The organism is Pontimicrobium aquaticum, assembly GCF_005047595.1.
GTDB lineage: Bacteria > Bacteroidota > Bacteroidia > Flavobacteriales > Flavobacteriaceae > Pontimicrobium > Pontimicrobium aquaticum.
On record NZ_SUPL01000007.1, the window covers coordinates 77,189 to 100,452 of the forward strand.

The following is a 23,264-nucleotide window of genomic DNA, read 5'->3' on the forward strand; positions in this document are numbered from 1 at the left end:
TCCAAAACTAAGTTATCATCGTAAATACACTAAAACAATTTAATCCATAAAAACTACTATTATGAAAAAACTCTCAATTCTACTATTAAGCGGATTGATATTAACATCATGTGTATCTAAAAAGAAATACGTTGCTTTAGAGACTGAAAACGGACAAATTAAAAGCGAATTAACCAAAACAAGAGTCGAAAAAGAAGACTTAGAAACTAAATTTAGTGCTATTCAAACGCGTGTTGACCAGTATAACAAAAAAATAAATTCGTTAACAGATTTAAATACAGAGTTAACTATTGAAAATGATGCAAAATTAGAAACAGTTTCTAATGTTGCTGTGATATCAAACGATACAAAGCAAAAGATGCGTGAAACGCTAAAAAATGTAGATCCTGAGTTAGTAGCGAATGCGAATACTTTAAAAGATTCTATGGATTTAGCTGTATCTTATAATTTAACAAAAACGATTAACACATCAAATTTAAATGAAGATGAAGATATCGCTATCAATATTGATGAAACGGTAGTAATGATATCTATTTCAGATAAATTGTTATTTAACACTGCAAGCTATAGAGTAAGTAATAAAGCTGATGCTATTTTACAGAAGTTAGCTGATGTTATTAATTCTGAACCTAGTATTGATGTTATGGTTGAAGGTCATACAGATTCTAGAAGCATTAGCAATGCAAAGGTTAGCGATAACTGGGACTTAAGTGTGTTACGTGCAACATCGGTAGTTAGAAAGCTTCAAGACCAATATGGTGTTGCTCCTGAAAAGTTAATAGCTTCTGGACGTAGTAGCTACCAACCTCTTGTTGAAAACGATTCAAGAGAAAACAGAGCAAAAAACAGAAGAACTCGTATTATAATTTTACCAAATATTAATAAATTCTTTGCTTTAATGTCTGACTCAACAGTTGGAAATTAATTTAAAACAAGCCTCAAATCACAACAAAAAGCGCATTCAACAGGATGCGCTTTTTGTTTGTTAAATACTTGGGTACACAACAAGGTTATAATATCTTTGTACGAATTAAATTAAGCATTTATGTTTTCACTTATAAACATTTTTAGAGTCACAGCCTTTTTAGAAGGTGTGTCGTATATTTTATTACTTTTTATTGCTACACCTATTAAATATTTTGGTGATGATCCTCAATATGTGAAAATGTTAGGAATGCCACATGGCATATTATTTATGTTATATGTAGTGCTAGCCTATATGTTAAAGCAAGAAAACGCATGGTTTAAGGCAAATTTCAGAATGGTATTATTAGCATCAATTATTCCATTTGGTACGTTCATACTAGAGCGCAAATACAATAAAGCCATAAGTTAATGGATTATTTTAAACACCTCCTTTACGATTATTTTATTTCTCTTGGTATGTCAAGTACTACAGCTAGTTATTTAAATATGCTAGCATTGTTCATTGGGCTATTAATACTTGTATTCATTATAGATTTTATAGTTCGTCGCATCTTGCTTACCATGTTTTCAAAGCTAGCTGAAAAGTCAAAGTCTAATTTTGATGATATCATGGTGAAAAATAAAGTGTTTCGCAATGTTGCGCATATCATTCCATTAATCGTAGCTATTGAGTATGTGCCAATGGTATTTTTAGATTTTCCTTATTGGGAGAATATCATAGAAAAAACGCTATTAGTTTTTGGGATTATTTTAACCTTAAGGATTGTTCGTAGTTTTTTAAATACGTTAAAAGATTACTTTAAGACATTACCAAGACTTAAAGATAAACCTATTGATAGTTTTATTCAAGTATTTATGATTTTTGCTTGGGTTCTTGGTTTTCTTTCTGCTTTGGCAATAATAACAGGTGTCGAATTTTTACAATTCATTACTGGACTTGGAGCAGCTTCAGCAGTTGTTATTCTTGTTTTTAGAGATACTATTTTAGGGTTTGTGGCTAGTATTCAAGTATCTATAAACGATATGGTACGTATTGGAGATTGGATTACGTTTGAAAAATATGGAGCAGATGGTGATGTGATTGAAATTAATTTATCAACCGTAAAAGTTCAAAACTTTGACAAAACTATTACTACCATTCCAACGTATGCTTTAATATCAGACTCTTTTAAAAACTGGAGAGGCATGACTTCTTCTGGTGGAAGACGCATAAAACGTGCATTAAGTATTAAGTTAAGTAGTATTAAGTATTTAACTGTTAATGAAGTTGATAAATTAAAAAATATTCAAATAATTTCAAATTATTTGTTAACACGGCAAAATGATATTGAAAAGTTTAACACCACTAATAATGCAGACAAAGTCTTATTGTTAAATGGTAGAAACTTAACTAACCTTGGTGTGTTTAGAAAGTACCTTGAAACCTATATCGAAAACCACTCTGCCATTAACAAAGACATGACCATTATGGTACGCCAATTGGCACCAACCTCACAAGGCATTCCAATAGAAGTTTATGCTTTTAGTAGTGACAAACGTTGGCAAAATTATGAATATATCATGGCTGATATTTTCGACCACGTAATTGCTGCAGTACCTTATTTTGATTTAGAAGTTTATGAACTAAGTACAGGTGTTTTGGAATCAAATTAGAAAATTCTAAATTTTTACTTAATCTTTTATTGCTAATTTTTTTGCTTTTTCAACTATTGGCTCATAGTCAAAAGTTGAACAAGAACCTTCACTAAATATTCTTTGTCCAGTTTTTTCGATTTTACTTACATCATTTTCCCAATCAAATATATACACAGTAGCTCTAAACTCTTCTTTGAATTTTTTATAATTCAATTTGCCATTTTCAAATCCGAAGCTATCTTCTTTTTCAATTATTTTTATTGGTACACCCTTATGCAAATAAATGGTTTTTGTTAATCGTCCTTGAGATAAAATAATTTCTTCAACAATTTTGGAAATTGATTCTTTATTTTTCCACACTTTCAAGGCTCCTTCATCATTAATGCCAATTTCAACCTTATTAGTTGAATTAAATTTCAATAATAGAAGTGTTGAGTCGGATTTGATTGTATTTGCTATTAGGCTAATGTGTTCAATATTATTTTCTTGCCCAAAAGCTACACTTCCAATTAAACTAATTAAAACTATAAATATTCTTTTCAAATGAAATGATTAGTGATTACTTCAACCTATCTTTTACAAATTCCACTTCTGTTTTGCCATGAGGTGTTGGCTTCCCATGCTCATTTAGGTTGACCATAATAATATTATCGACCGTTAAAATAGTTTCACGAGTCATTTTATTTCTGGCTTCACATTTAAGGGTTAATGATGACTTTCCAAATTTTGTAACTTCCATTCCTAATTCAACAATATCACCTTCTTTTGCTGAACTCATAAAGTTTATTTCGGATATATATTTAGTGACAATTCTTGAGTTTTCCAATTGAATAATAGTATATAAAGCAGCTTCTTCATCGATCCACTCTAATAAGCGACCACCAAACAACGTGCCATTTGGATTTAAATCTTCTGGCTTTACCCATTTACGTGAATGAAATCTCATCATATCTTTTTATCAATTAAAGCAATCATCTCATTCTCTGTTGCTAACGTTTTGTTAAATATTGATTTTGCCTTGTTCAAGAGTTTTTCAGCAGTATCTCTGTTCTTGATATCTTTAGCATTTATACGAACATTAAAATAGGCACCATAAACTGCGGTTCTTGCACATAAGGCTCCTACACCTGCATCAGATAGTGAATTTTGTAAACCATTTTTTGCCATAGCCATCATGACTTCCATAGAATCACAAGCAGTTTCCATAACTAATAAAGGCACTTCGGTTGCATAAATTGTAGCAGACTCAATCGCTTCTCTTCTAGCTTTCTTTTCTTCATCAGTGCCCTTTGGCATCCTAAAACCGTCAATAATTTCGTTAAAGGCATTGGTGTCTTCATCTACTAAAGCCAATAATTTATTTTTGTATGCTTGCCCTTTTTCTGCCCAAACCGAAAACTCTTCCCAACGGTCGTCCCAACCAGGCTTATGAGCCGATAAGTTTGCCACCATTGTTCCTAATGATACGCCTAGAGTTCCAACATAGGCAGAAATAGAACCACCTCCTGGTGCCATCGATTCACTGGCTGTTTCTTCAGCAAAAGAAGATAAATCAAAGTCGATTAACTTCTTCTCTGCTTTGCTTTTAAGCACATATTCTATGATTTTTTCTTCAGGATTGAAAGGTTTTAAGTCGTCTAATCCTAAAGATTTTACAGCAATTTTAATCTTTTCAGCCTCAGAAATACCTAATGAACGATTTTGCTTTCTTAAAAAATAATCACCAGCATCCAACATCGCTTTTAAAGGAATCAACCCTATTAACTCTGAACCTGTGACACGCAAACCTCGTTCATCGGCTGCTTTGCAAGTTTCATCAAAAGCTTTGTGCATTGAGGTAATACTAATATTGGTAAGGTTATAAGAGATTTGCGCAATACCATATTCTTCTATAAACCAACCTATGCCTTTTACAGCTTTTAGCTTTCCAGGAACACGAACTGGTTCACCGTTTTCGTCTAGCACCTTTTTACCAGTAATTGGATTGCCTTCACGTTTTACACGTCCAGCCTCACGAATGTCAAATGCAACGGCATTAGCACGACGTGTAGATGTTGTATTTAAATTGACATTATAGGCTACCAAGAAATCTCTAGCAGAAATAGCCGTAGCACCAGTTGAAGCTACTTTATCATTAAATTCTGCTGGCCCAAAATCTGGTTTCCAATTTGGGTCAGATAACTTTTTTGGCAAGCCTTCATATTCTCCAGCTCTACAATTTGCCAAATTTACACGTTTAGATTCTTGCGCTGCATTTTCGTATAAATATACAGGAATATCTAACTCCTCTCCTACGCGTTTTCCTAATTTTTGAGCATACTTAGCGGTTTCCTCTAAGGTAATCCCAGAAATAGGTACTAAAGGACATACATCTGTCGCACCAAAACGAGGATGCTCACCACTATGCTTACTCATATCAATAAGTTCAGATGCTTTTTTAATAAGTATAAAGGCAGCTTTAATAACCTGTTCGGGTTCTCCAACAAACGTAATCACAGTTCTGTTTGTGGCTGCTCCAGGATCAACGTCTAAAAGCTTCACGCCTTCAACAGTTTCAACGGTATTGGCTATGGTATGTATTTTATCTAAATCACGTCCTTCGCTAATATTTGGAACGCATTCAATAAGTTGTTTTTGCATAGTAATTAGAATCGTATGTATTTAATTTCAAAGATAAAGATTCTATTAAGATACTTGAATTTTAATGATAAAAAATATAATAAAACCCATTGTACATTTTGATTAAAACTTATCAATTCGAGTGAATTTCACGATTGAGAATAAGTGAAATTAGTATCGAGAATCAAATTTTTGTTTCAAAAGAAGTGTTCTCTATACAATTTTCTATCGAAAATCACTCGAACTGACATAAAATAATGTTTAATGAGTCAAAATGTACAATGGGTTAATAAAGTTAGAATAATGTCTCTGTATCTTTTCCCATTCTTGGAATAATAAGATTTGTTCCTAAAGCTTTATTGGCATTTTTAATAAAATGAGCAGACAATAAAGGAGATGCTTTTTCAATGTTTTGATGCACAAAAAAGTCAACTTCACCTACTCCCTGTTCTTTCCAATCTGCAATACGTTCTATCCAATCATCTAACCTATTATAATCACTTTGGTGATTAGCACCAACATAACGTATAAAAGCGTTGTTGTTTGTTAAACGCATGTGCATTAAATCGCGTCGTCCAGCAGTATCTACAATCACATTTGAAATGTTGTTTGCTTCTAATAGTTGATATAGTTCTCCAGCAACCGCTTTATCATTATACCAATTAGTATGCCTAAACTCAATAGCTAGTGGAATTTCTTTTGGCCAATTCTCAACGAAATCTACTACTCTATCAAAATCTTTAGGAGCAAAATTATTATGCATTTGCAAGAAGATAGTTCCAAGCTTTTCTTTAAGGTTGGATGCATTGTATAAATAGTTTTCTACAACTGGTTTTACATCGTCGTTCAATCGTTTCCAATGGCTTATTTCTTGATTTAATTTAGGAAAAAACTTAAAATTCTTGGGTGTTTTACTGTACCATTTTGCAAACGTATCTGCTGGAAAAATCCTATAAAAAGTTGCATTTAATTCAATGGAGTTGAACTGTGTTGAGTAATATTCTAATTCATCTTTTGTGCCTCTTGGATAAAATCCTTTTAAATCTGCTTTATTCCATTTGGCGCATCCAACGTACAAGCTAAACTCTGAGTTTTCTTTAAATTTATTCAATACGTGCTTAGTATCTGGATGGTCTGGAGGTAATGTAAAATCGATATTTTCAGGGTTATCTACACTTCCAAATTTCATATTCTTAGTTTTTTCAAATATAAGAAATCGACGTCTCAATTTATGAATGTTAATAAGATGGTTAACAACGAATACATGAATGACATGATATAGACTTATAGATTTTTTATTTTTATTCAAAACCTTTGCCTTATGATTGATAGAGATCTTGACCTAAAACGTATTCGTCCTGATTTTATGACTACAACTATCAATGACGAAATGTCAACCGAAGAGCGTTTTCAAAACCTAGTATTGCGTCCAATTATCAAGCTTCAAAATGATTTATTTATTGAAGTTTTTAAGAACTACATTGTAAAACACAAAAATGTGTTTTATGATTTATCTATTGAAAAACGTATTGATTACATTAGTAATACTATTCATAAAGACATGAAGTTTAGAAACAGTCTTAAAGGTATGGTTATTGGCATGTTTACTGTTGAAGAGTACAAGTTATACATTCAAAACTCATCAGCTCTTAATAAACGAATGATGAATATTGTAAAAGAACGTTTAATTGATAATGTTCAAGTTATTTCTGATTCTAGAACGCTTACTGCAGTTTAAATTAGCGATTCGCCATTTAGGTTTGTGGTAAGCACATCGCTCATATAATCAAAGAAAGGTCTTATAGTTTTAAAAGAATCATCAACAGTATTTAGAAAATTTTTTGAGGTGACTTCTTTATCGGTAAATTTTCTAGTGAAAATGTACATTTTCTTTCTTATTAAGTCGATGTTTTCATGCTCCTTGTCAAAACCTTTTGGAGCCGTTTTTAGCTCGTCGCCAACCAAATCTCCCCAGACTAATTTGAATTTCTTATTACTCATGATAGCTCTCATTTCTCTAGCATCCATTTCAAACTCTTTTCTTATTCTAAATAAGTCGTCTTTATTAGGTTGCCAAAAACCTGTAGCAATAAAACTTTCATTATTGGGCTGTATGTGTAAATAATAACCACCTCTTAACTCAGGCTTTTTACGGTGAAAACTACCACCAAAGTGCGTTTTGTATGGTGTTTTGTCTTTTGAAAAACGAACATCTCGATAAATGCGAAACATTTTTAGTTTATCAACTTCGTCATGCGTATTTAAACGCTCATATAATTGATTATAGAATTGTTTTACTTCTTTCTCTAGCTCTTTAAATTCAGGCTTATTATCATTAAACCAATCACGATTATTATTCTTATCTAATCGTTTAAAAAAAGAGAAGACTTCTCTTGGAATTGTTTCGTTCATTTCAATTTTTTTTGTTTAAAATACAAAAAGCAAACTACTCTTCAAATTTGATTTTATTGAGTATTAATCCTGAAGCTGGAGCAATATAATCCATTACTTCATTACTTTCGGATAATAAGCTTTTTTCAATATAGTTCAACGTTATTTCGCCTCGACCAAGTTTAATAAGCGCACCCATCATTAATCGTATTTGATTTCTTCCAAAACCTTTACCTACAACTCTTAAAGTATATGTTTTATCAGGAAAAAAATTGGCAGTATATAACGTGTTTTCTGTAAGTTCACAAACTTCTAAAGTTCTATTATATATACCTTCATTTGTAGCCTTATAGCAGTAGGTTTTAAAATTATGTTTACCTTGAAATAATGTTGCTCCCTTTTTCATAAGTTCAATATCTAAATTGTCTAAAATGGTTGTCATTATTGAGGCACAAAACGGATGGCATTTTTCTCCATAAGTGAATAGGTATATATACTCCTTTGTTTTAGAGCTTTGAATAATATTAAAATCTTCAGTGACTTGTTGTATTGATAAAGCCCTAATATCTTGAGGCAAGTTCTTGTTGAACAAGTTTAAAAACTCAGTTTCATCTTCAATTTTATGATGCAGAAACAATTCAAAAGCAGCTTCATTAGCAGACACCATAGCATCGGTACGTCCAGCAGCCAATGTTTTAAAATAGCTGTCTTCAAGAATGTACTTAAACGTTCTATCAATCATTAAATGAATGGTTTTTACCTTAGGTTGCTTTTGCCAACCATGAAACCGATAGCCTAAATACTGGAATTTTATGAGATAGAAATACTTCTTTATAAACATTTGAAAAAATTGAGTCTTTAAAAATTGAATGTACAAAAGAATTAGGAAATAGATTTGTATTTTCGAATTAACAAATGACACTAACTACAAAACAAATTCAACGACATTTTGATGGATTTTTGCAAACACCTAGTTTGTGGGGTAATAGTGCTGTTTATGATTTACATCAGTTTAGTATTACCCAAAAATCTTTACCAATAAATTCGCAAATTGATACAAAATTACGTCTAGGAAAATATATTGAGCGCTTTGTTTCTTTTCAATTGCAGCATGAAAAAACTACACAAATGCTTGCAGAAAACATACAAATTAAAAGAGATAATGTAACATTAGGCGAAATAGATTGCTTACTTGTTAAAGATAAAAAGCCAATACATTTAGAGGTTGTTTATAAGTTTTATTTGTACGATGTGTTAGTTGGCAATACTGAAATAGAGCATTTTATAGGGCCCAATAGAAAAGATGCTTTAGTAGAAAAACTAAGCAAATTGAGGCATAAACAGTTACCGCTGCTCTACTCTAAAGAATGCGAATCGTATTTAAAAACCCTGGATTTAAATGTATCAGAAATTGAACAACAAGTATATTTTAAAGCTCAATTATTTATTCCATATGTAAAAAAAGAAATGCAACTGGAAACTTTAAATCAAAATTGTATTAGCGGATTTTATATCTATAAATACGAAATAGAACAGTTTTCAACTTGTAAATTTTACATACCAACAAAAAAAGATTGGCTGATAGTACCGCACCCAAATGTAAACTGGGCTAACTTTAATACTTTTAGGCATAAAATAAACACCTATTTTACACGTGAATTTTCACCTATGGTTTGGGTAAAACACCCTTCTGGTGAGATAGAAAAACTATTTTTTGTTTGGTGGCACGCATAGCGTGTTTAAGCATGTTTAACTTTTGTGTCTTTCTTCAAGAACTTTCACTATATCTTTTAAAGTAAAACCTTTTGCTTGCAGTAAGATCAAATAGTGAAATAGTAAATCGGCGCTTTCATTTAAAAACAGATTATCATTATTATCCTTAGCTTCAATAACCACTTCTACTGCCTCCTCTCCTACTTTTTGAGCCACTTTATTAATTCCTTTCTCAAATAACGAAGCAACATATGATTTTTTAGAATCAGCATTTTTTATTCGGTCTTCAATCGTGTTTTCTAATTTAGAGATGAAACCAAAATTTTGTTTGTTTGCTTCATTCCAACAGGTATCAGTTCCTTTATGACATGTTGGTCCTTGAGGATTCACTTTTATTAAAAGTGTATCATTGTCACAGTCGTTTTTTATGGATATAAGATCTAAAAAATTACCACTTTCTTCACCTTTCATCCATAATCGTTGCTTGCTTCTACTAAAAAAAGTGACTCTTTTTGAGTCTATTGTTTGCTCTAATGCTTCAGCATTCATATAACCAAGCATAAGTACCGTTTTGGTTTCTGCATCTTGGATGATTGCTGGAATGAGTCCTTCTGAATTATATTTTATTTCCATTATCTTTTTTATTTATATAACTTATATAGTTATTTAATAATCCTCTTATTTGTTCTGCAGCGACTGGATTTGCTGAATGTACTTTAAATTGTAAGTTTCTTAAATCTAATCCTGATTCATATACCAACCATTTAGCAGCAGCATAACCATCAGGTGCGATCTCTCCTCTATTATCTAAACCCAAATCATTATCAAAACTTATGAATTCTGGCAGACCATTTTTCTTAATATAATTAATGAAAGCATCATAAGTTCTTACAATATCAAACTCCGACTCTTGGGATTTATCATAAACCATTTCTATAGTTCTTATATCATCTAAAAATAGTTTTTTCATAGTCTTACTTCTATATTATTATTTCTTAATTCTTCTTTTAGTTCTTTAATTGGGATCTCACCAAAATGAAACACACTTGCTGCCAAGGCAGCATCAGTTTTACCCTCAGTAAAGACATCCACAAAATGTTGCTTCGTCCCTGCACCTCCAGAGGCTATAATAGGAATATTAACTGTGTTCGATAACTTTGATAAAGCCTCATTAGCAAAACCATTTTTGGTACCATCATGATTCATAGATGTAAATAGAATCTCTCCAGCGCCACGTTGCTCCACTTCCTTAGCCCAATCAAATAATCGAATTTCAGTAGGAATAGTTCCTCCAGCTAAATGAACAAACCAATCATTGTCAATTTGTTTGGCATCAATAGCTACAACAATACACTGAGATCCAAATTTATTTGATAACTCATTAATTAAATCAGGATGTTTAACTGCTGACGAGTTAATCGATATTTTGTCTGCACCATGTTTTAATAATGCATCAACATCTTCAACAGATGAAATACCACCTCCAACTGTAAAAGGAATATTTACCTGCTCAGCAACTCGCAAAACCATTTCTAGAGTTGTTGCTCTTCCTTCAAGTGTCGCTGAGATGTCTAAAAACACAAGTTCGTCTGCACCTTCTATGGCATATTGTTTAGCTAATTCAACAGGGTCACCTGCATCAATTAAATTTACGAAATTGACACCTTTAACAGTTCTTCCGTTTTTAATATCCAGACATGGTATGATACGTTTTGCTAGCATGTTAGTTGCTTAATATAAATTGTTCTAATTGTTTTAAACTGATTCGGTTTTCATAGATTGCTTTCCCTATAATGACGCCTTCGCAACCCAATTCTTTGAGCTTTGGTAATTCATTATAAGTTGAAATGCCTCCAGAAGCTATGAGTTTAATTTTGTTTGTCACCTTGAGCGTAGTCGAAAGGTCTTTTTCCTTATAACGAAATTTCTCGTCGCTTTGCTCTGTCGAAATGACATTACATTCATTCAAAATTCTTCTATATAAACTAAACGAAGGCCCTTCAAGCATGCCATCTTTAGAAATATCTGTACAAATCACATATTTGATGCCCTTAGATTGATAGTTTTTTATAAATGGAATAACCTCTAAACTACTTTCTTCTTGCCAACCAGAAATTGCAATTTTTTCATTATTGCAATCTGCACCAAGAATTATTTTATCAGAACCATAAGTTTCAATCCAAGAATTAAACACTTCAGGGTTCTTAACTGCAATACTACCTCCAGTTATTTGATTTGCACCAGATTCAAAAGCAATTTTCAAGTCTTCATTTGACTTTAAGCCTCCTCCAAAATCTACCTTTAAATTTGTTTTAGTTGTTACTTGCTCTAAAACTTTATAGTTAACTATATGACTCGCTTTAGCACCATCTAAGTCAACTACGTGCAAAAACTCAATTCCTGAATCTTCAAATAGCTTTGCAACTTCTAAAGGATTTTCATTATACACTTTTTTTGTGTTATAATCTCCTTTGGTAAGCCTTACACACTTTCCTTCTATGATATCTATTGCTGGTATTATTCTCATATCTATTTCCTGCGAAGGCAGGAATCTTTTTTAATTAATAATTTATTGATGTGGATTCCTGCCTTTGCAGGAATGACAAACCAAGTTTTTACATTTTAATAAAATTTTTTAATAATTGTTCTCCTGCACTACTGCTTTTCTCTGGGTGAAATTGAACACCATAAAAGTTGTCTTTTTGCAATGCCGAAGCATAATCAACTTCATAGTGCGTTGTAGCAATAGCTTCCTCACATTGTTCAGCATAATAACTATGCACCAAATACATATACTCACCCTCTAAAATATCTTTAAACAAACTGGATTTTAAATTTGAAATGGTATTCCAGCCCATTTGAGGCACTTTAACAGCATGGGTAAACTTTTTAACATCAACATTAAAAATGCCTAAACCTTTAGTATTACTTTCTTCTGTATGTTGACACATGAGTTGCATACCCAAACAGATGCCAAGCACAGGTTGCTTTAACGTTGGTATTAGTTGATCCAATCCAGATGCTTTAAGCATTTTTATAGCATGACCAGCTTCTCCTACTCCTGGAAAAATAACTTTGTCAGCTTGTTTTATGATGTCTGCATTATTCGTTAATAAGGCCTCATAACCCAAACGCTTAAAAGCAAATTGAATGCTTTTAATATTACCTGCTCCATAATCTATTATTGCAATTTTCATTATAGCATACCTTTGGTTGATGGCAAAATCATTTTCTCTAAATCACGTTTGACTGCCATTTTAATTGCTTTTGCAAACGCTTTAAAAATGGCTTCTATTTTATGGTGTTCATTGGTGCCTTCAGCTTTAATGTTTAAATTACATTTGGCTCCATCTGTAAACGATTTAAAGAAATGCATAAACATTTCAGTTGGCATTTTTCCTATCATTTCACGTTTAAATTCTGTTTCCCAAACCAACCAGTTACGTCCACCAAAATCAATAGCTACTTGCGCTAAACAATCGTCCATTGGTAAGCAAAATCCGTAACGTTCAATACCTAATTTATCGCCTAAAACCTGATTAAACAATTCACCTAAAGCAATGGCAGTGTCTTCAATGGTGTGGTGTTCGTCAATTTCTAAATCGCCATCAACATTTATATCTAAATCCATTTGCCCATGACGTGCAATTTGATCTAACATATGATCAAAAAAGGCAATTCCTGTATCAATGTTGCTTTTTCCAGTGCCATCAAGATTTAGCGAGATCTCTATTTTGGTTTCATTAGTATTTCGTGTAATAGTTCCTGTTCGTTCTTTAGCTTTTAAGAATTTATAGATGTCTTCCCAATCATTGGTTTCAAGAGCTATAAAGCTATCCAACTCTTCACGTTTGACTGTTATTTCATTGGTACCAAGATTTGTATTATCATTAATATAAATCCCTTTTGCATTTAGATTTTTTGCCAATTCGATATCTGTTAAACGGTCTCCTATCACAAAAGAATTTTCTAAATCATAATCCTCTGAAAAGTATTTGGTCAACAAACCAGTATTTGGTTTTCTTGTTGGCTCATTGTCTTTTGCAAACGTTTTATCAATAAATTGTTCTTCAAAAACCACACCTTCGCTTTTAAATGTATCTATAACAAAATTATGAACTGGCCAAAAGATGTTTTCTGGGTAAACTTCTGTACCTAAACCATCTTGATTAGTAATCATCACGATTTCAAAATCCAATTCCTTGCATATTTTACTCATGTATTGAAACACTTTTGGATAGAAAATAAGTTTATCAAAAGAATCAATTTGTTCATCAGCTGGCTCTTTTATTAAAGTTCCGTCTCTGTCTATAAATAGTACTCGTTTCATAATTATATTGTCTTTAAAGCTTCAATTAGTTTTTTATTTTCTATTTGAGAACCAATGGTAAATCGTAGACAATTTTCGCAACCTGGTTGATTGGTTCTGTTTCTAACGACTATTCCCTTATTTATTAATTCGTTATATCTTTTTGTGGCATCATCAACTTTTACCAATACAAAATTAGCATCTGATGGATAAATTTGCTCAATAAATGGTATGGTTTTTAATTCTGAATTAATAAAGTTGCGTTGTTCTAAAATTGTCTTTATTTCTGTTTCAACTTCACTAGGTTTGGATAACCGTTTTAAAGCTCTTTGTTGAGTTAATTCGTTAACGTTATATGGAGGTTTTATTTTATTTAAAATTGAAACAATTTCTTTGGAGGCATAGCATATACCCAATCGTATTCCTGCCATTCCATAAGCTTTTGATAAGGTTTGAGTCACAATTAGATTTGGAAATTCTTCTAACCTGTTTAACCAACTTCTTTGCTCAGAGAAATCTATATAAGCTTCATCAATTACGACAATACCGTTGAATTTATTTAGTAATGTTTCAACATCTTTTGGATTAAAATTATTACCACTTGGATTGTTAGGCGAACATAAAAATAGAATCTTTGAATTCTGATTTGCAGAACTTAGAACTTCATCAACCTTAGGTTGAAATATTTCTGATAAATTTACTTTAATAATGTCTATTGCATTAACATTAGCTAACACTTCATACATGCCATAGGTTGGTGGTAATGTGATTACATTGTCTCTATTTGGTTCACAAAATGCTCTGAAAATTAAGTCTAAAACTTCGTCACTTCCATTCCCAAGCAAAATATTTTCTTTTGATACCCCTTTTTGTTTTGCTAAAATGGTTTTTAGGCTGCTTTGTTGTGGATCAGGATAACGATTAACACCATTATTAAAAGGGTTTTCATTAGCATCAAGAAACACCATATTTGTAGTTGCATCTTTATAGTCATCTCTTGCTGAAGAATAAGGCTTTAATGCTTTAATATTATCTCTTATGAAATCTTGAATATTCATTTCTTTAAATCTTTTAATCTGATTGAAACGGCATTTTTATGTGCTTGTAAGCCTTCAGCTTCTGCCATTAACTCAATAGTTTCTCCTATGTTTAATAATCCTTCTTTATTAATTTTTTGAAATGTTATACTCTTTGTGAAACTATCCAAATTCACACCCGAATATGCTTTTGAAAACCCATTAGTTGGTAAGGTATGATTGGTTCCTGAAGCGTAATCGCCAGCACTTTCAGGTGTATAATTTCCAATAAATACTGAACCAGCATTTATGATGTTATCTACAAAAAAAGTATTGTTCATTGTTGAAATAATTAAATGTTCTGGACCATAATCATTAATTAACTCTAAAGCTTCCTCGACATTTTCGATTAAGAATGCCTTTGAATTTTGCAATGCTTTTTGTGCAATATCTTTTCTTGGAAGATATTGAAGTTGATTTTCAATTTCATCTTCAACTTTTTTAATGAGATTTTTTGAATCAGAAACCAAAATAACTTGACTATCTGTACCATGTTCAGCTTGACTTAACAAATCAGAAGCTACATAAGTAGCGTTAGCAGAATCATCTGCAACAACCAACAATTCGCTAGGTCCAGCAGGCATATCTATGGCTACACCATATTTGGTTGACAGCTGTTTAGCAACAGTAACAAACTGATTTCCTGGCCCGAATATTTTATATACCTTAGGAATAGCATCTGTTCCAAAGGTTAATCCAGCAATCGCTTGAATACCTCCAGCTTTCACAATTTTTGTTACACCACATAACTGTGCTGTATATAAAATTTCTTTAGCAATCGCACCCTCTTTATTTGGTGGTGAACATAAAATAATTTCTTTACATCCAGCAATTTGAGCTGGAACAGCAAGCATCAAAACTGTTGAAAATAAAGGTGCTGTACCTCCAGGTATATACAAACCAATTTTTTCAATAGGTCTCTTTTCTTGCCAGCATAAAACACCTCTTGCTGTTTCAATTTCTACTTTAGCTGTTTTTTGAGCTTTATGAAACGTTTCTATATTTAGCTTTGCTTTTTTTATAGCATTTTTTAATTCTATTGAAACACTATTTGATGCCTTATTTATTTCTTCTTCTGAAACAATACAATCATCAAGTTCAACGCCATCAAATATTGAAGTGTATTTAGCAACTGCAAAATCTCCATGTTGCTGCACATCTTGAAATATTTGATTGACTGTATTCTCAATATCTTCAATAGATTGAGTTGGTCTTTGAAGTAATGCTGACCAATCTTCTTTTTTCGGGTTTACTATTGTTTTCATTTTTAGGTTTTTAGACACTTCGACTACGCTCAGTGTGACAATTATCGTGTTATAGCACCATTTTTTCGATTGGACAAACTAATATGCCTTGAGCGCCTTTTAACTTTAGCTCATCAATAATTTCCCAGAATTGATTTTTATTTATGACTGTGTGCACTGAGCTCCATCCTTTTTCGGCTAATGGCAAAACCGTTGGACTTTTCATTCCTGGCAACACTTTAATGATGTCATCTAATTTATCATTAGGAGCATTTAACAATACATATTTTGATGCTCTACCTTTTAAAACCGATTGAATTCTGAACTGAATTTTATTTAAAATCTCTTGGTTTTCAGCAGAAATTAAGGGAGATACTGCTAAAACAGCTTCAGAATTTAAGATGACTTCTTTCTCAACCAAATTGTTTTTAAAGAGTGTGCTTCCACTTGACACAATATCCACAATGGCATCAGCAAGTCCAATATTTGGAGCAATTTCAACTGAGCCATTAATAATATGCAAATCTGCTTTTACATTATTTTTCTTGAGGAATTGGTTCACTGTATTTGGGTAAGACGTCGCAATGCGCTTGTCTTCTAAGTCCTCTATGCTATTGTATTTATCAGATTTAGGAAGAGCAATACTAACGCGACATTTAGAAAAGCCTAGCTTTTCAACAAATTGTATATCATTTCCTTTTTCAATTAATACATTTTTACCTATAATGGCTGCATCTACCACACCATCTCTTAAGTATTGTGGTATATCACCATTACGCAAGTAAAAGACTTCTAAAGGGAAATTGTTAGCTGAAGCCTTAAGTTGGTCTTTTCCATTATCAATAGAAATACCAATGTCTTTTAGAAGCCTCATAGAGTCTTCGTTAAGTCTTCCTGATTTTTGAACAGCAATTTTTAATTTACTCATTTTTGTTTTTTTATGTGTTTGAGTAAATCTTTTTGGTAGAATTTCAATGTGATTGAAATAAAAAACCGTTTGATTTACTCAAACGGTTTAAAAATATTTTGGTTTTATTCAATACATTTTCAGCTCGCTTGAGTGCAAGTATGAAAATGATGATGATGTAATTGAATAAAATTCATTTTGTTTTTTGTCTCAACAAAGATTCAGAATAAAATATTAGAATTCCAAGTTATCTTCATTATTTTTTTACAAACCTTATTGATTTCCTAAAATAATTGGCATTCCACTATCACCTGAGCCAATCACAATCACTTTGCTGTTAGGTGATTCTGCCAATTTAATAGTTGCTTCAATTCCTTTGTCTTGAAGAATTTTATCTGTAAGTGATGCACTTAAAATACGGTTTGCATCTGCTTTACCTTGTGCCTCAATAATTTGTTTTTGTGCTTCTTTATCGGCTGTAATTAATCTAAATTCATATTCCAAACTCTCTTGCTCCTGCTTTAATTTACGTTCGATAGCATCTTTTATAGTTGGTGGCAAGGTTACATCTCGGACTAACACTTCGTTTAATTGCACGTATTGGTCTTCAACAATATTTTTTGTTTCTTCAAAAATTTCTTGTTGAATGGCGTCACGCTTACTAGAATATAATTGCTCAGGTGTATATCGCCCTACAACACTTCTGGCTGCCGAACGAATTGCTGGTAGCAATACACGTTCTTTGTACATTTCACTTTTTTCTTGATGCAATTTCCCCAAGTTTGTGATATCTGGTTGGAACCACACTGAAGCTTCCAGTTTTATATCTAATCCGTTAGACGATAGCACATTCATTTTTTCTAAAACTTCTTGTTGTCTAACCTCATAAACAAAAACTTTATTCCAAGGAGCAACAATATGAAACCCTTCTCCCATTGGTGGTTCATCAACCACTACTCCTTCTCCAAAGGTTTTAAAAAGTACTCCAGCCTCACCGGATTCTATGGTTACTGCAGATTTTGCTAAAAGAATGATTACTATTATAAGCCCTATAATGATTGGTAATCCAATCTTTGGTAATTTTTCCATGTTATTTTGTTGTTAATATTATTAAATAAGTCCGTTATATTTTCTTAAAAACCACTCTATCGTTAGGCTTAAAATTATAAGCACTAAGAGGATTTTAAAGTCTATCAAAGGTACAACATTTTTATTGCTTTTTTGGATAGTGGCAAATCTGGAATCTGTAATTAAATCATTTACAATTTCTGAAGTATTTGCAATAAAATAACTTTTACCACTGCTGTTTTGTGCAATTCGTTGAAGCTTAATTGTATTGGCGTTTAAAAACTGTTCTTCAACATTATAATCTAAAATCTTGGTGTGTCCAGAAAGAGTAACTTCTCCATTGTTAGCACGTACTGTAAAATTGTAATCGTTAGGAGGAAAATTATTTAAATTTACTTGATAACTATTTTGTTGTAGTACGAAAGGAATTGTAGTAACATTATTAGTTTCAAGATTTTTTACCACAATTTCTAAAGTAGCAGCTGCATCAAATTCGTAATTTTTATTAAAAAATTGGGCTGTAATTTTAATGTTGTCACTTCCATTATAGAATGATTCATAATTAACTGTTAGTCTATTTCTGCGTTTGTTTGAGGCTACATACTGCACAATTTTTCCAATAAAGTCGTCAAATTGATTAAACGAATTTGTATCTAAAAAACTTTGAGATCGCCAACGCCAAATGCCTTCTCCAAAGAGTACGACTCCTCGTTGGCCAACATTTTCGTAAGTAGCCAATAAAGCTTCATTAACTAAATTATTATTTATGCTCTTGAACAATAATGTTTCTGCTGGAATGTTAAAGGCAACACTACCAAATTCAGATTCTAAAGGTGGTAAATTATCAAAATTTAAATCACCTTTTAAGAAGGTTGCAAAATTTTGATTATAGATTGCTTGAAAGCTTTCTTCTTGATTCGTTATACTTTGCTTAAAAACATCTTGAATACTATTTAAAAAGTTCCAATCGGTATTAATACCTCCAATTATAAAGCGGTTTTTACCATCACTATCTAACGATTCAAAAACAGGTTTAAATACACTATTTGGTTGATACAAAACTACCATTTGGTAATTGTCTTTGTCATTAATATACTCTAATGGAGACATTACGTATGCACTACGCTGCTCGTTACTTTCAATAGACTTTTTTAAAGTTCCAATATCAGGATGTGATATGCTAGTTACTATGGCAACGTTTGTTTTTTGATCAATTACTTCGAGAGCAAAAGGCTTTGAGTTATTAACTGTGTTTTTTTCGGTGGCTAAAGGAGAAAGAGATACTGTATAACTGTTAATGCCAACTTTATCGGAAGGTAAAGTAATATTTAGTGTATGTGAATTATTAATTTTTGAAAACTGCAAATTTGTTGAATATACAGTAGCATTATTTCTTTTAATTGTTAATTGCGAACTAACAGGTGTGTTTCCATTATAAACCGCAATCACTTCAACAGGAAACTTGTTTTTTAAATAAGCATATTTATTAACGTTAAGTTGCTGGATTTTTAAATCGGAATAAGTTATGGTATCACCCAAAATAACAGAGAACACAGGCTGTTTGTACTGCTTTGCTGAAAACTCAAAATCTCTTCCAAAAGTTTGATTTCCATCTGTAATCAAAATTATTGGCGAACTAGACTCTTTATAGATTTGCTGTAAACTACTAAATACGGAAGTATAGTTTGTTTGTGTTTGATTAAACGACAACGAGTCAAGTTTTTTAAACTCTGACCCAAAAGTGTAAAAATCTAAATTAAACTTATTACTTAAATCTTGATTATTGGATAGTGATTGTAATAATTCGTTAGTTTTCTCGTCTTGGTCTAAATGTATTATAGATTTTGAATCATCAACAACCACAACAAGATTGGGTTTTTCATTATACAGTGTTAGTTTTTCGAATTTTGGATTGATAAGTAATAATAGAACACTAAAAATTGTAATAAATCGTAAAAATGAAAATATTGGATTTAATTTTCGCTTTTTAGATTTATATATATACTGAAACAGCGCTAATAAAAGCGCTGTTATTCCAGCTAAAATTATATATATAAGTGTGCTTCCTGACACTAGTCACCTTTTACTTTTATAATATCAAATGAATCTAAAAAGCGATTGATATCTTCATTTTTATCTTTTTGTTTCATGCATATCACCTGAGTTATATATATGGTATTCTCAATTAAATAAGCATTCATGTAAATATAAGCTTGATCGATATTTATTTTAATACTCCTCCCAGGATATCCATTAAACGTAATTTTATTATCAAAAACTAGTTCGCCTTTAACATTTGTAACTGCTCCATTAACAGCACCATCTAAAACCGTGTTATTATATTCATCATCAGCATCCTCAAATTGTTCCTCTGGATAATCTGATCTAATAACTGAATAAATAACATTGTTATCATCATTGCTTGTAGATTGAAGCATAAACATATGCATATCAATATCTCCTACAGCAGTTGGTACGTTTTGAACTGATTTTGTAGGCTCCTTAGGGAATTCAGCTCTAAAAGCAAATTCAACCGATTTAAAGTCTAGCCAGCTACTTTGAGAAGTAACCTCTATAGATACAAAAAATAGAGCAATAATAAAGAATAGGCTTTTCATATTTTTGGGTATTAGCTTAAGTGAGCATTCCACCATCAACATTTAGTGTTTGTCCAGTTACATAAGCCGATAAATCACTTGCTAAAAACACGCATGCATTAGCAATGTCTTCAGGTGTTCCTCCTCGCTTTAGAGGAATAGCAGCTCGCCACCCTTTAACGGTGTCTTCATCTAATTTAGCTGTCATTTCTGTTTCAATAAACCCAGGTGCAATAACGTTACTTCTAATATTTCTAGATCCTAGTTCTAAAGCTACAGACTTTGAAAACCCAATAATTCCTGCTTTAGATGCAGCATAATTAGTTTGTCCTGCATTTCCTTTAACACCAACTACAGAACTCATGTTAATAATTGACCCTTTGCGCTGTTTTAGCATAGTACGCTGTACAGCTTTGGTCATATTAAATACAGATTTAAGGTTTACTTCAATAACTTTATCAAAATCTTCCTCTCCCATTCTCATTAATAAATTATCTTTTGTAATTCCAGCGTTGTTAACCAACACATCAATACTTCCAAACTCTTTAAGTACCTCATCAGCTAGCTCTTGAGCTTCAGAAAAACTAGCAGCATTACTTTTATATCCTTTTGCTTTAATACCTAAAGTGTTTAATTCTTTTTCTAATTCTTGAGCAGCTTCAACAGAAGAGCTGTATGTAAAAGCTACATTAGCTCCTTGTGCTGCAAACACTTGAGCAATTCCTTTTCCTATTCCTCTACTGGCTCCAGTTATAATGGCAGTTTTTCCTTGTAATAATTTCATGTTTTTAAATCTTTTTGAAAGTAGTGTTAGATTAAAATCAAATATAAGGTATTTGAGTAATAATTATCAAAAATTAACCTTTTGAATAAAAATAAAGTAGAAAAAAGATGAATAAAAAGGTAGGAGTATTTTATAGTTTCTTGTTATATAATAAATCATATGTATTATAAATAAATTTAAATCTACAAATTCTATGAAAAATTTAAAACTTACTTACAAAAACTTTAGTATTTTATTACTGTTTGTTATCCTTCTTACTCTTAGCTGTACAAAAGATGAGGATGATATGAATGGTCATGGTCAATTAACATTAAATGTTAGCTCAAGTACAGCAAATATTCCAGGATCTTCTGGTAGTGCATCTAGGACTACTGGTGGTAATTCTGATATTGTTATTACCGATTTTCTATTAAATATTAAAGAGTTTGAGTTGGAATTGGATATTGAAAGTGATCATGATGATGATAATGACGATGAACTTTGGGATGATGATGGGTATTTTGATTATGAAGATGAAATTGAGCTAACTGGACCTTTTGAATTAGATCTTATGTCAAATCAGTTTTCAATAGTTTCTGTTAATCTACCTAATGGTGTGTATGAAGAAATTGAATTTAAGTTTGATAAAAGTACGGATGCTAATAGTGATTTGTTTAACAAGTCTATTTTAATTAAGGGAACCATTGATGCAACGCCTTTTGAGTACTGGCATGATTTTGAAGACGAGGTGGAAATAGATTTTGATAACCCAGAATACGATCTTACTATTAATAACAACGGAACGGATTTAACTATTAATTTTGATTTAACAAATGTATTTAATAGTATTACTGGAGTGGATCTATCTCAGGCTGCAGATGGAAATGCTAATGGTATTATAGAAATTAGTCCTAGCGATAACGATGGAAATAATGCACTAGCAGAACAATTAAAAAATAAGATTAAAGATTATATTGAATTGTCTGACGATTAGATTATTTAATAATCTTCAATAAAAAAAGCGAAGTCTGTTATGGACTTCGCTTTTTTTATCTTAAATAGTTTTATTAAGCCATTACTTCGGCAACTTTTTTTCCAATTTCGGCAGGCGAATCCACTACGTGAATTCCACATGCTCTCATAATTTTCTTTTTTGCTTGAGCAGTATCATCACTTCCACCAACAATTGCACCAGCGTGCCCCATAGTACGACCTGCAGGCGCAGTTTCACCAGCTATAAAACCAACAACTGGTTTTTTACTTCCACTAGCTTTATACCAATTGGCAGCATCAGCTTCAAGTTGTCCGCCTATTTCGCCTATCATTACTACTGCTTTTGTCTCTGGGTCATTAATTAGCATTTCAACAGCTTCTTTAGTAGTCGTTCCAATAATTGGATCTCCTCCAATACCAATAGCTGTCGTAATTCCAAGACCTTGTTTAACAACTTGGTCAGCCGCTTCATAAGTTAATGTTCCTGATTTAGAAACAATACCAACATTTCCTTTTTTAAATACAAACCCAGGCATGATTCCTACTTTAGCTTCTTCTGGTGTAATTACACCAGGGCAATTAGGACCAACCAAACGACAATTTCTATCTTTTATATAATCTGCAGCTTTAATCATATCAGCTACAGGAATACCTTCAGTTATTGTAATAATTACTTTTATTCCAGCATCGGCAGCTTCCATAATTGCATCGGCTGCAAACGCAGGTGGTACAAAAATTATAGTTGTATCGGCTCCAACTTGTTTTACAGCTTCTTCAACAGTGTTAAAAACAGGTTTGTCAAGATGAGTTTGACCACCTTTTCCTGGAGTTACTCCTCCAACAACATTGGTTCCATATTCAATCATTTGTGAAGCATGAAATGTACCTTCACTTCCTGTAAATCCTTGAACAATAATTTTTGAATCTTTATTTACTAAAACGCTCATTTGTGTTTTGTTTTTTAATTTAACTAAGACGTGGCAAAAGTAATTTTTTGAAACTAATTTTTAAAGTGTTTTGGT

26 protein-coding genes are annotated in these 23,264 nt (G+C 31.9%); 6 read left to right on the top strand and 20 right to left on the bottom strand.

What is annotated here, in order from left to right; translation table 11 throughout:
• The first annotated feature begins 61 nt into the window (after window positions 1–61).
• The 3 genes from E5167_RS12905 to E5167_RS12915 all read left to right on the top strand — a co-directional run bounded on the left by E5167_RS12905 (window position 62) and on the right by E5167_RS12915 (window position 2,580).
• Complete coding sequence (locus tag E5167_RS12905) at window positions 62–925, top strand: OmpA/MotB family protein (RefSeq protein ID WP_136844572.1); 864 nt, start codon at window positions 62–64, stop codon at window positions 923–925.
• Window positions 926–1,045: 120 nt separating this feature from the next.
• Window positions 1,046–1,336, top strand: a complete 291-nt coding sequence (locus tag E5167_RS12910; protein WP_136844573.1) for a DUF3817 domain-containing protein — start codon at window positions 1,046–1,048, stop codon at window positions 1,334–1,336.
• Window positions 1,336–2,580, top strand: coding sequence for a mechanosensitive ion channel family protein (locus E5167_RS12915; protein WP_136844574.1), 1,245 nt, complete (start codon window positions 1,336–1,338; stop codon window positions 2,578–2,580). The genes E5167_RS12910 and E5167_RS12915 overlap by 1 nt, the downstream gene beginning before the upstream one ends.
• 18 nt (window positions 2,581–2,598) lie before the next feature.
• Here the strand turns inward: E5167_RS12915 and E5167_RS12920 are convergent, their stop codons facing one another.
• The 4 genes from E5167_RS12920 to E5167_RS12935 form a co-directional block, all read right to left on the bottom strand.
• Window positions 2,599–3,105, bottom strand: a complete 507-nt coding sequence (locus E5167_RS12920) for a hypothetical protein (RefSeq protein WP_136844575.1) — start codon at window positions 3,103–3,105, stop codon at window positions 2,599–2,601.
• Between the two features lie 16 nt (window positions 3,106–3,121).
• Complete coding sequence (locus E5167_RS12925; protein ID WP_136844576.1) at window positions 3,122–3,508, bottom strand: acyl-CoA thioesterase; 387 nt, start codon at window positions 3,506–3,508, stop codon at window positions 3,122–3,124.
• Entirely contained in the window at window positions 3,508–5,202 is a 1,695-nt protein-coding gene (gene ftcD, locus E5167_RS12930) for a glutamate formimidoyltransferase (RefSeq protein ID WP_136844577.1), read from the bottom strand. The genes E5167_RS12925 and ftcD overlap by 1 nt, the downstream gene beginning before the upstream one ends.
• 274 nt (window positions 5,203–5,476) lie before the next feature.
• Window positions 5,477–6,370, bottom strand: coding sequence for a DUF72 domain-containing protein (locus E5167_RS12935; RefSeq protein WP_136844578.1), 894 nt, complete (start codon window positions 6,368–6,370; stop codon window positions 5,477–5,479).
• Window positions 6,371–6,502: 132 nt separating this feature from the next.
• Between E5167_RS12935 and E5167_RS12940 the strand changes: the two genes are divergently transcribed.
• Window positions 6,503–6,919, top strand: a complete 417-nt coding sequence (locus E5167_RS12940; protein WP_136844579.1) for a glyoxalase — start codon at window positions 6,503–6,505, stop codon at window positions 6,917–6,919.
• Here E5167_RS12940 and E5167_RS12945 read toward each other — a convergent pair.
• Both E5167_RS12945 and E5167_RS12950 read right to left on the bottom strand, forming a co-directional pair.
• Window positions 6,916–7,593 carry a DUF2461 domain-containing protein gene (locus tag E5167_RS12945; RefSeq protein ID WP_136844580.1) on the bottom strand — a complete coding sequence of 226 codons (678 nt, stop codon included), beginning with the start codon at window positions 7,591–7,593 and terminating at the stop codon, window positions 6,916–6,918. The two genes, E5167_RS12940 and E5167_RS12945, sit on opposite strands and share 4 nt — an antisense overlap.
• A 34-nt stretch (window positions 7,594–7,627) precedes the next feature.
• Window positions 7,628–8,413, bottom strand: a complete 786-nt coding sequence (locus tag E5167_RS12950; RefSeq protein ID WP_136844581.1) for a tRNA pseudouridine synthase A — start codon at window positions 8,411–8,413, stop codon at window positions 7,628–7,630.
• Window positions 8,414–8,487: 74 nt separating this feature from the next.
• On the opposite strand from E5167_RS12950, the gene E5167_RS12955 reads away from it, so the two are divergent.
• The gene (locus E5167_RS12955; RefSeq protein ID WP_136844582.1) at window positions 8,488–9,306 is read left to right on the top strand and encodes a DUF1853 family protein; all 819 of its coding nucleotides are present in this window, start codon (window positions 8,488–8,490) and stop codon (window positions 9,304–9,306) included.
• A gap of 15 nt (window positions 9,307–9,321) precedes the next feature.
• Here the strand turns inward: E5167_RS12955 and hisIE are convergent, their stop codons facing one another.
• The 13 genes from hisIE to fabG form a co-directional block, all read right to left on the bottom strand.
• Window positions 9,322–9,918 (bottom strand): bifunctional phosphoribosyl-AMP cyclohydrolase/phosphoribosyl-ATP diphosphatase HisIE, encoded by a 597-nt coding sequence (gene hisIE / locus E5167_RS12960; protein WP_136844583.1) that lies wholly within the window; start codon window positions 9,916–9,918, stop codon window positions 9,322–9,324.
• Complete coding sequence (locus E5167_RS12965) at window positions 9,902–10,255, bottom strand: cyclic-phosphate processing receiver domain-containing protein (RefSeq protein ID WP_136844584.1); 354 nt, start codon at window positions 10,253–10,255, stop codon at window positions 9,902–9,904. Before E5167_RS12965 ends, hisIE begins: the two co-directional genes overlap by 17 nt.
• Window positions 10,252–11,007, bottom strand: a complete 756-nt coding sequence (gene hisF / locus E5167_RS12970) for an imidazole glycerol phosphate synthase subunit HisF (RefSeq protein WP_136844585.1) — start codon at window positions 11,005–11,007, stop codon at window positions 10,252–10,254. Before hisF ends, E5167_RS12965 begins: the two co-directional genes overlap by 4 nt.
• Window position 11,008: 1 nt before the next feature.
• Window positions 11,009–11,812, bottom strand: a complete 804-nt coding sequence (locus E5167_RS12975) for a 1-(5-phosphoribosyl)-5-[(5-phosphoribosylamino)methylideneamino]imidazole-4-carboxamide isomerase (protein WP_136844586.1) — start codon at window positions 11,810–11,812, stop codon at window positions 11,009–11,011.
• An 88-nt stretch (window positions 11,813–11,900) separates the two neighbouring features.
• Window positions 11,901–12,482, bottom strand: coding sequence for an imidazole glycerol phosphate synthase subunit HisH (hisH, locus tag E5167_RS12980; protein ID WP_136844587.1), 582 nt, complete (start codon window positions 12,480–12,482; stop codon window positions 11,901–11,903).
• On the bottom strand, window positions 12,482–13,615 hold the full coding sequence (gene hisB / locus E5167_RS12985; protein ID WP_136844588.1) for a bifunctional histidinol-phosphatase/imidazoleglycerol-phosphate dehydratase HisB: 1,134 nt from the start codon (window positions 13,613–13,615) through the stop codon (window positions 12,482–12,484). The genes hisH and hisB overlap by 1 nt, the downstream gene beginning before the upstream one ends.
• Window positions 13,616–13,617: 2 nt before the next feature.
• Window positions 13,618–14,652 carry a histidinol-phosphate transaminase gene (gene hisC / locus E5167_RS12990; protein WP_136844589.1) on the bottom strand — a complete coding sequence of 345 codons (1,035 nt, stop codon included), beginning with the start codon at window positions 14,650–14,652 and terminating at the stop codon, window positions 13,618–13,620.
• Window positions 14,649–15,935, bottom strand: a complete 1,287-nt coding sequence (gene hisD, locus E5167_RS12995; RefSeq protein WP_136844590.1) for a histidinol dehydrogenase — start codon at window positions 15,933–15,935, stop codon at window positions 14,649–14,651. Before hisD ends, hisC begins: the two co-directional genes overlap by 4 nt.
• Before the next feature lie 49 nt (window positions 15,936–15,984).
• Entirely contained in the window at window positions 15,985–16,842 is an 858-nt protein-coding gene (gene hisG, locus E5167_RS13000; RefSeq protein ID WP_136844591.1) for an ATP phosphoribosyltransferase, read from the bottom strand.
• Between the two features lie 252 nt (window positions 16,843–17,094).
• Window positions 17,095–17,910, bottom strand: coding sequence for a prohibitin family protein (locus tag E5167_RS13005; RefSeq protein ID WP_136844592.1), 816 nt, complete (start codon window positions 17,908–17,910; stop codon window positions 17,095–17,097).
• Between the two features lie 21 nt (window positions 17,911–17,931).
• Window positions 17,932–19,962, bottom strand: coding sequence for a vWA domain-containing protein (locus E5167_RS13010; protein WP_136844593.1), 2,031 nt, complete (start codon window positions 19,960–19,962; stop codon window positions 17,932–17,934).
• Window positions 19,962–20,507: a hypothetical protein gene (locus E5167_RS13015; protein ID WP_136844594.1), complete on the bottom strand. Its 546-nt coding sequence runs from the start codon at window positions 20,505–20,507 to the stop codon at window positions 19,962–19,964. Before E5167_RS13015 ends, E5167_RS13010 begins: the two co-directional genes overlap by 1 nt.
• A 16-nt stretch (window positions 20,508–20,523) precedes the next feature.
• Complete coding sequence (gene fabG, locus E5167_RS13020; protein WP_136844595.1) at window positions 20,524–21,270, bottom strand: 3-oxoacyl-[acyl-carrier-protein] reductase; 747 nt, start codon at window positions 21,268–21,270, stop codon at window positions 20,524–20,526.
• 193 nt (window positions 21,271–21,463) lie between these two features.
• Between fabG and E5167_RS13025 the strand changes: the two genes are divergently transcribed.
• Window positions 21,464–22,243 (top strand): hypothetical protein, encoded by a 780-nt coding sequence (locus E5167_RS13025; RefSeq protein ID WP_136844596.1) that lies wholly within the window; start codon window positions 21,464–21,466, stop codon window positions 22,241–22,243.
• Window positions 22,244–22,316: 73 nt separating this feature from the next.
• On the opposite strand, the gene sucD is transcribed toward E5167_RS13025, so the two are convergent.
• A complete protein-coding gene (gene sucD / locus E5167_RS13030; RefSeq protein WP_136844597.1) occupies window positions 22,317–23,189 on the bottom strand; it encodes a succinate--CoA ligase subunit alpha in 873 nt (290 codons plus the stop codon).
• Window positions 23,190–23,264 lie beyond the last annotated feature (75 nt).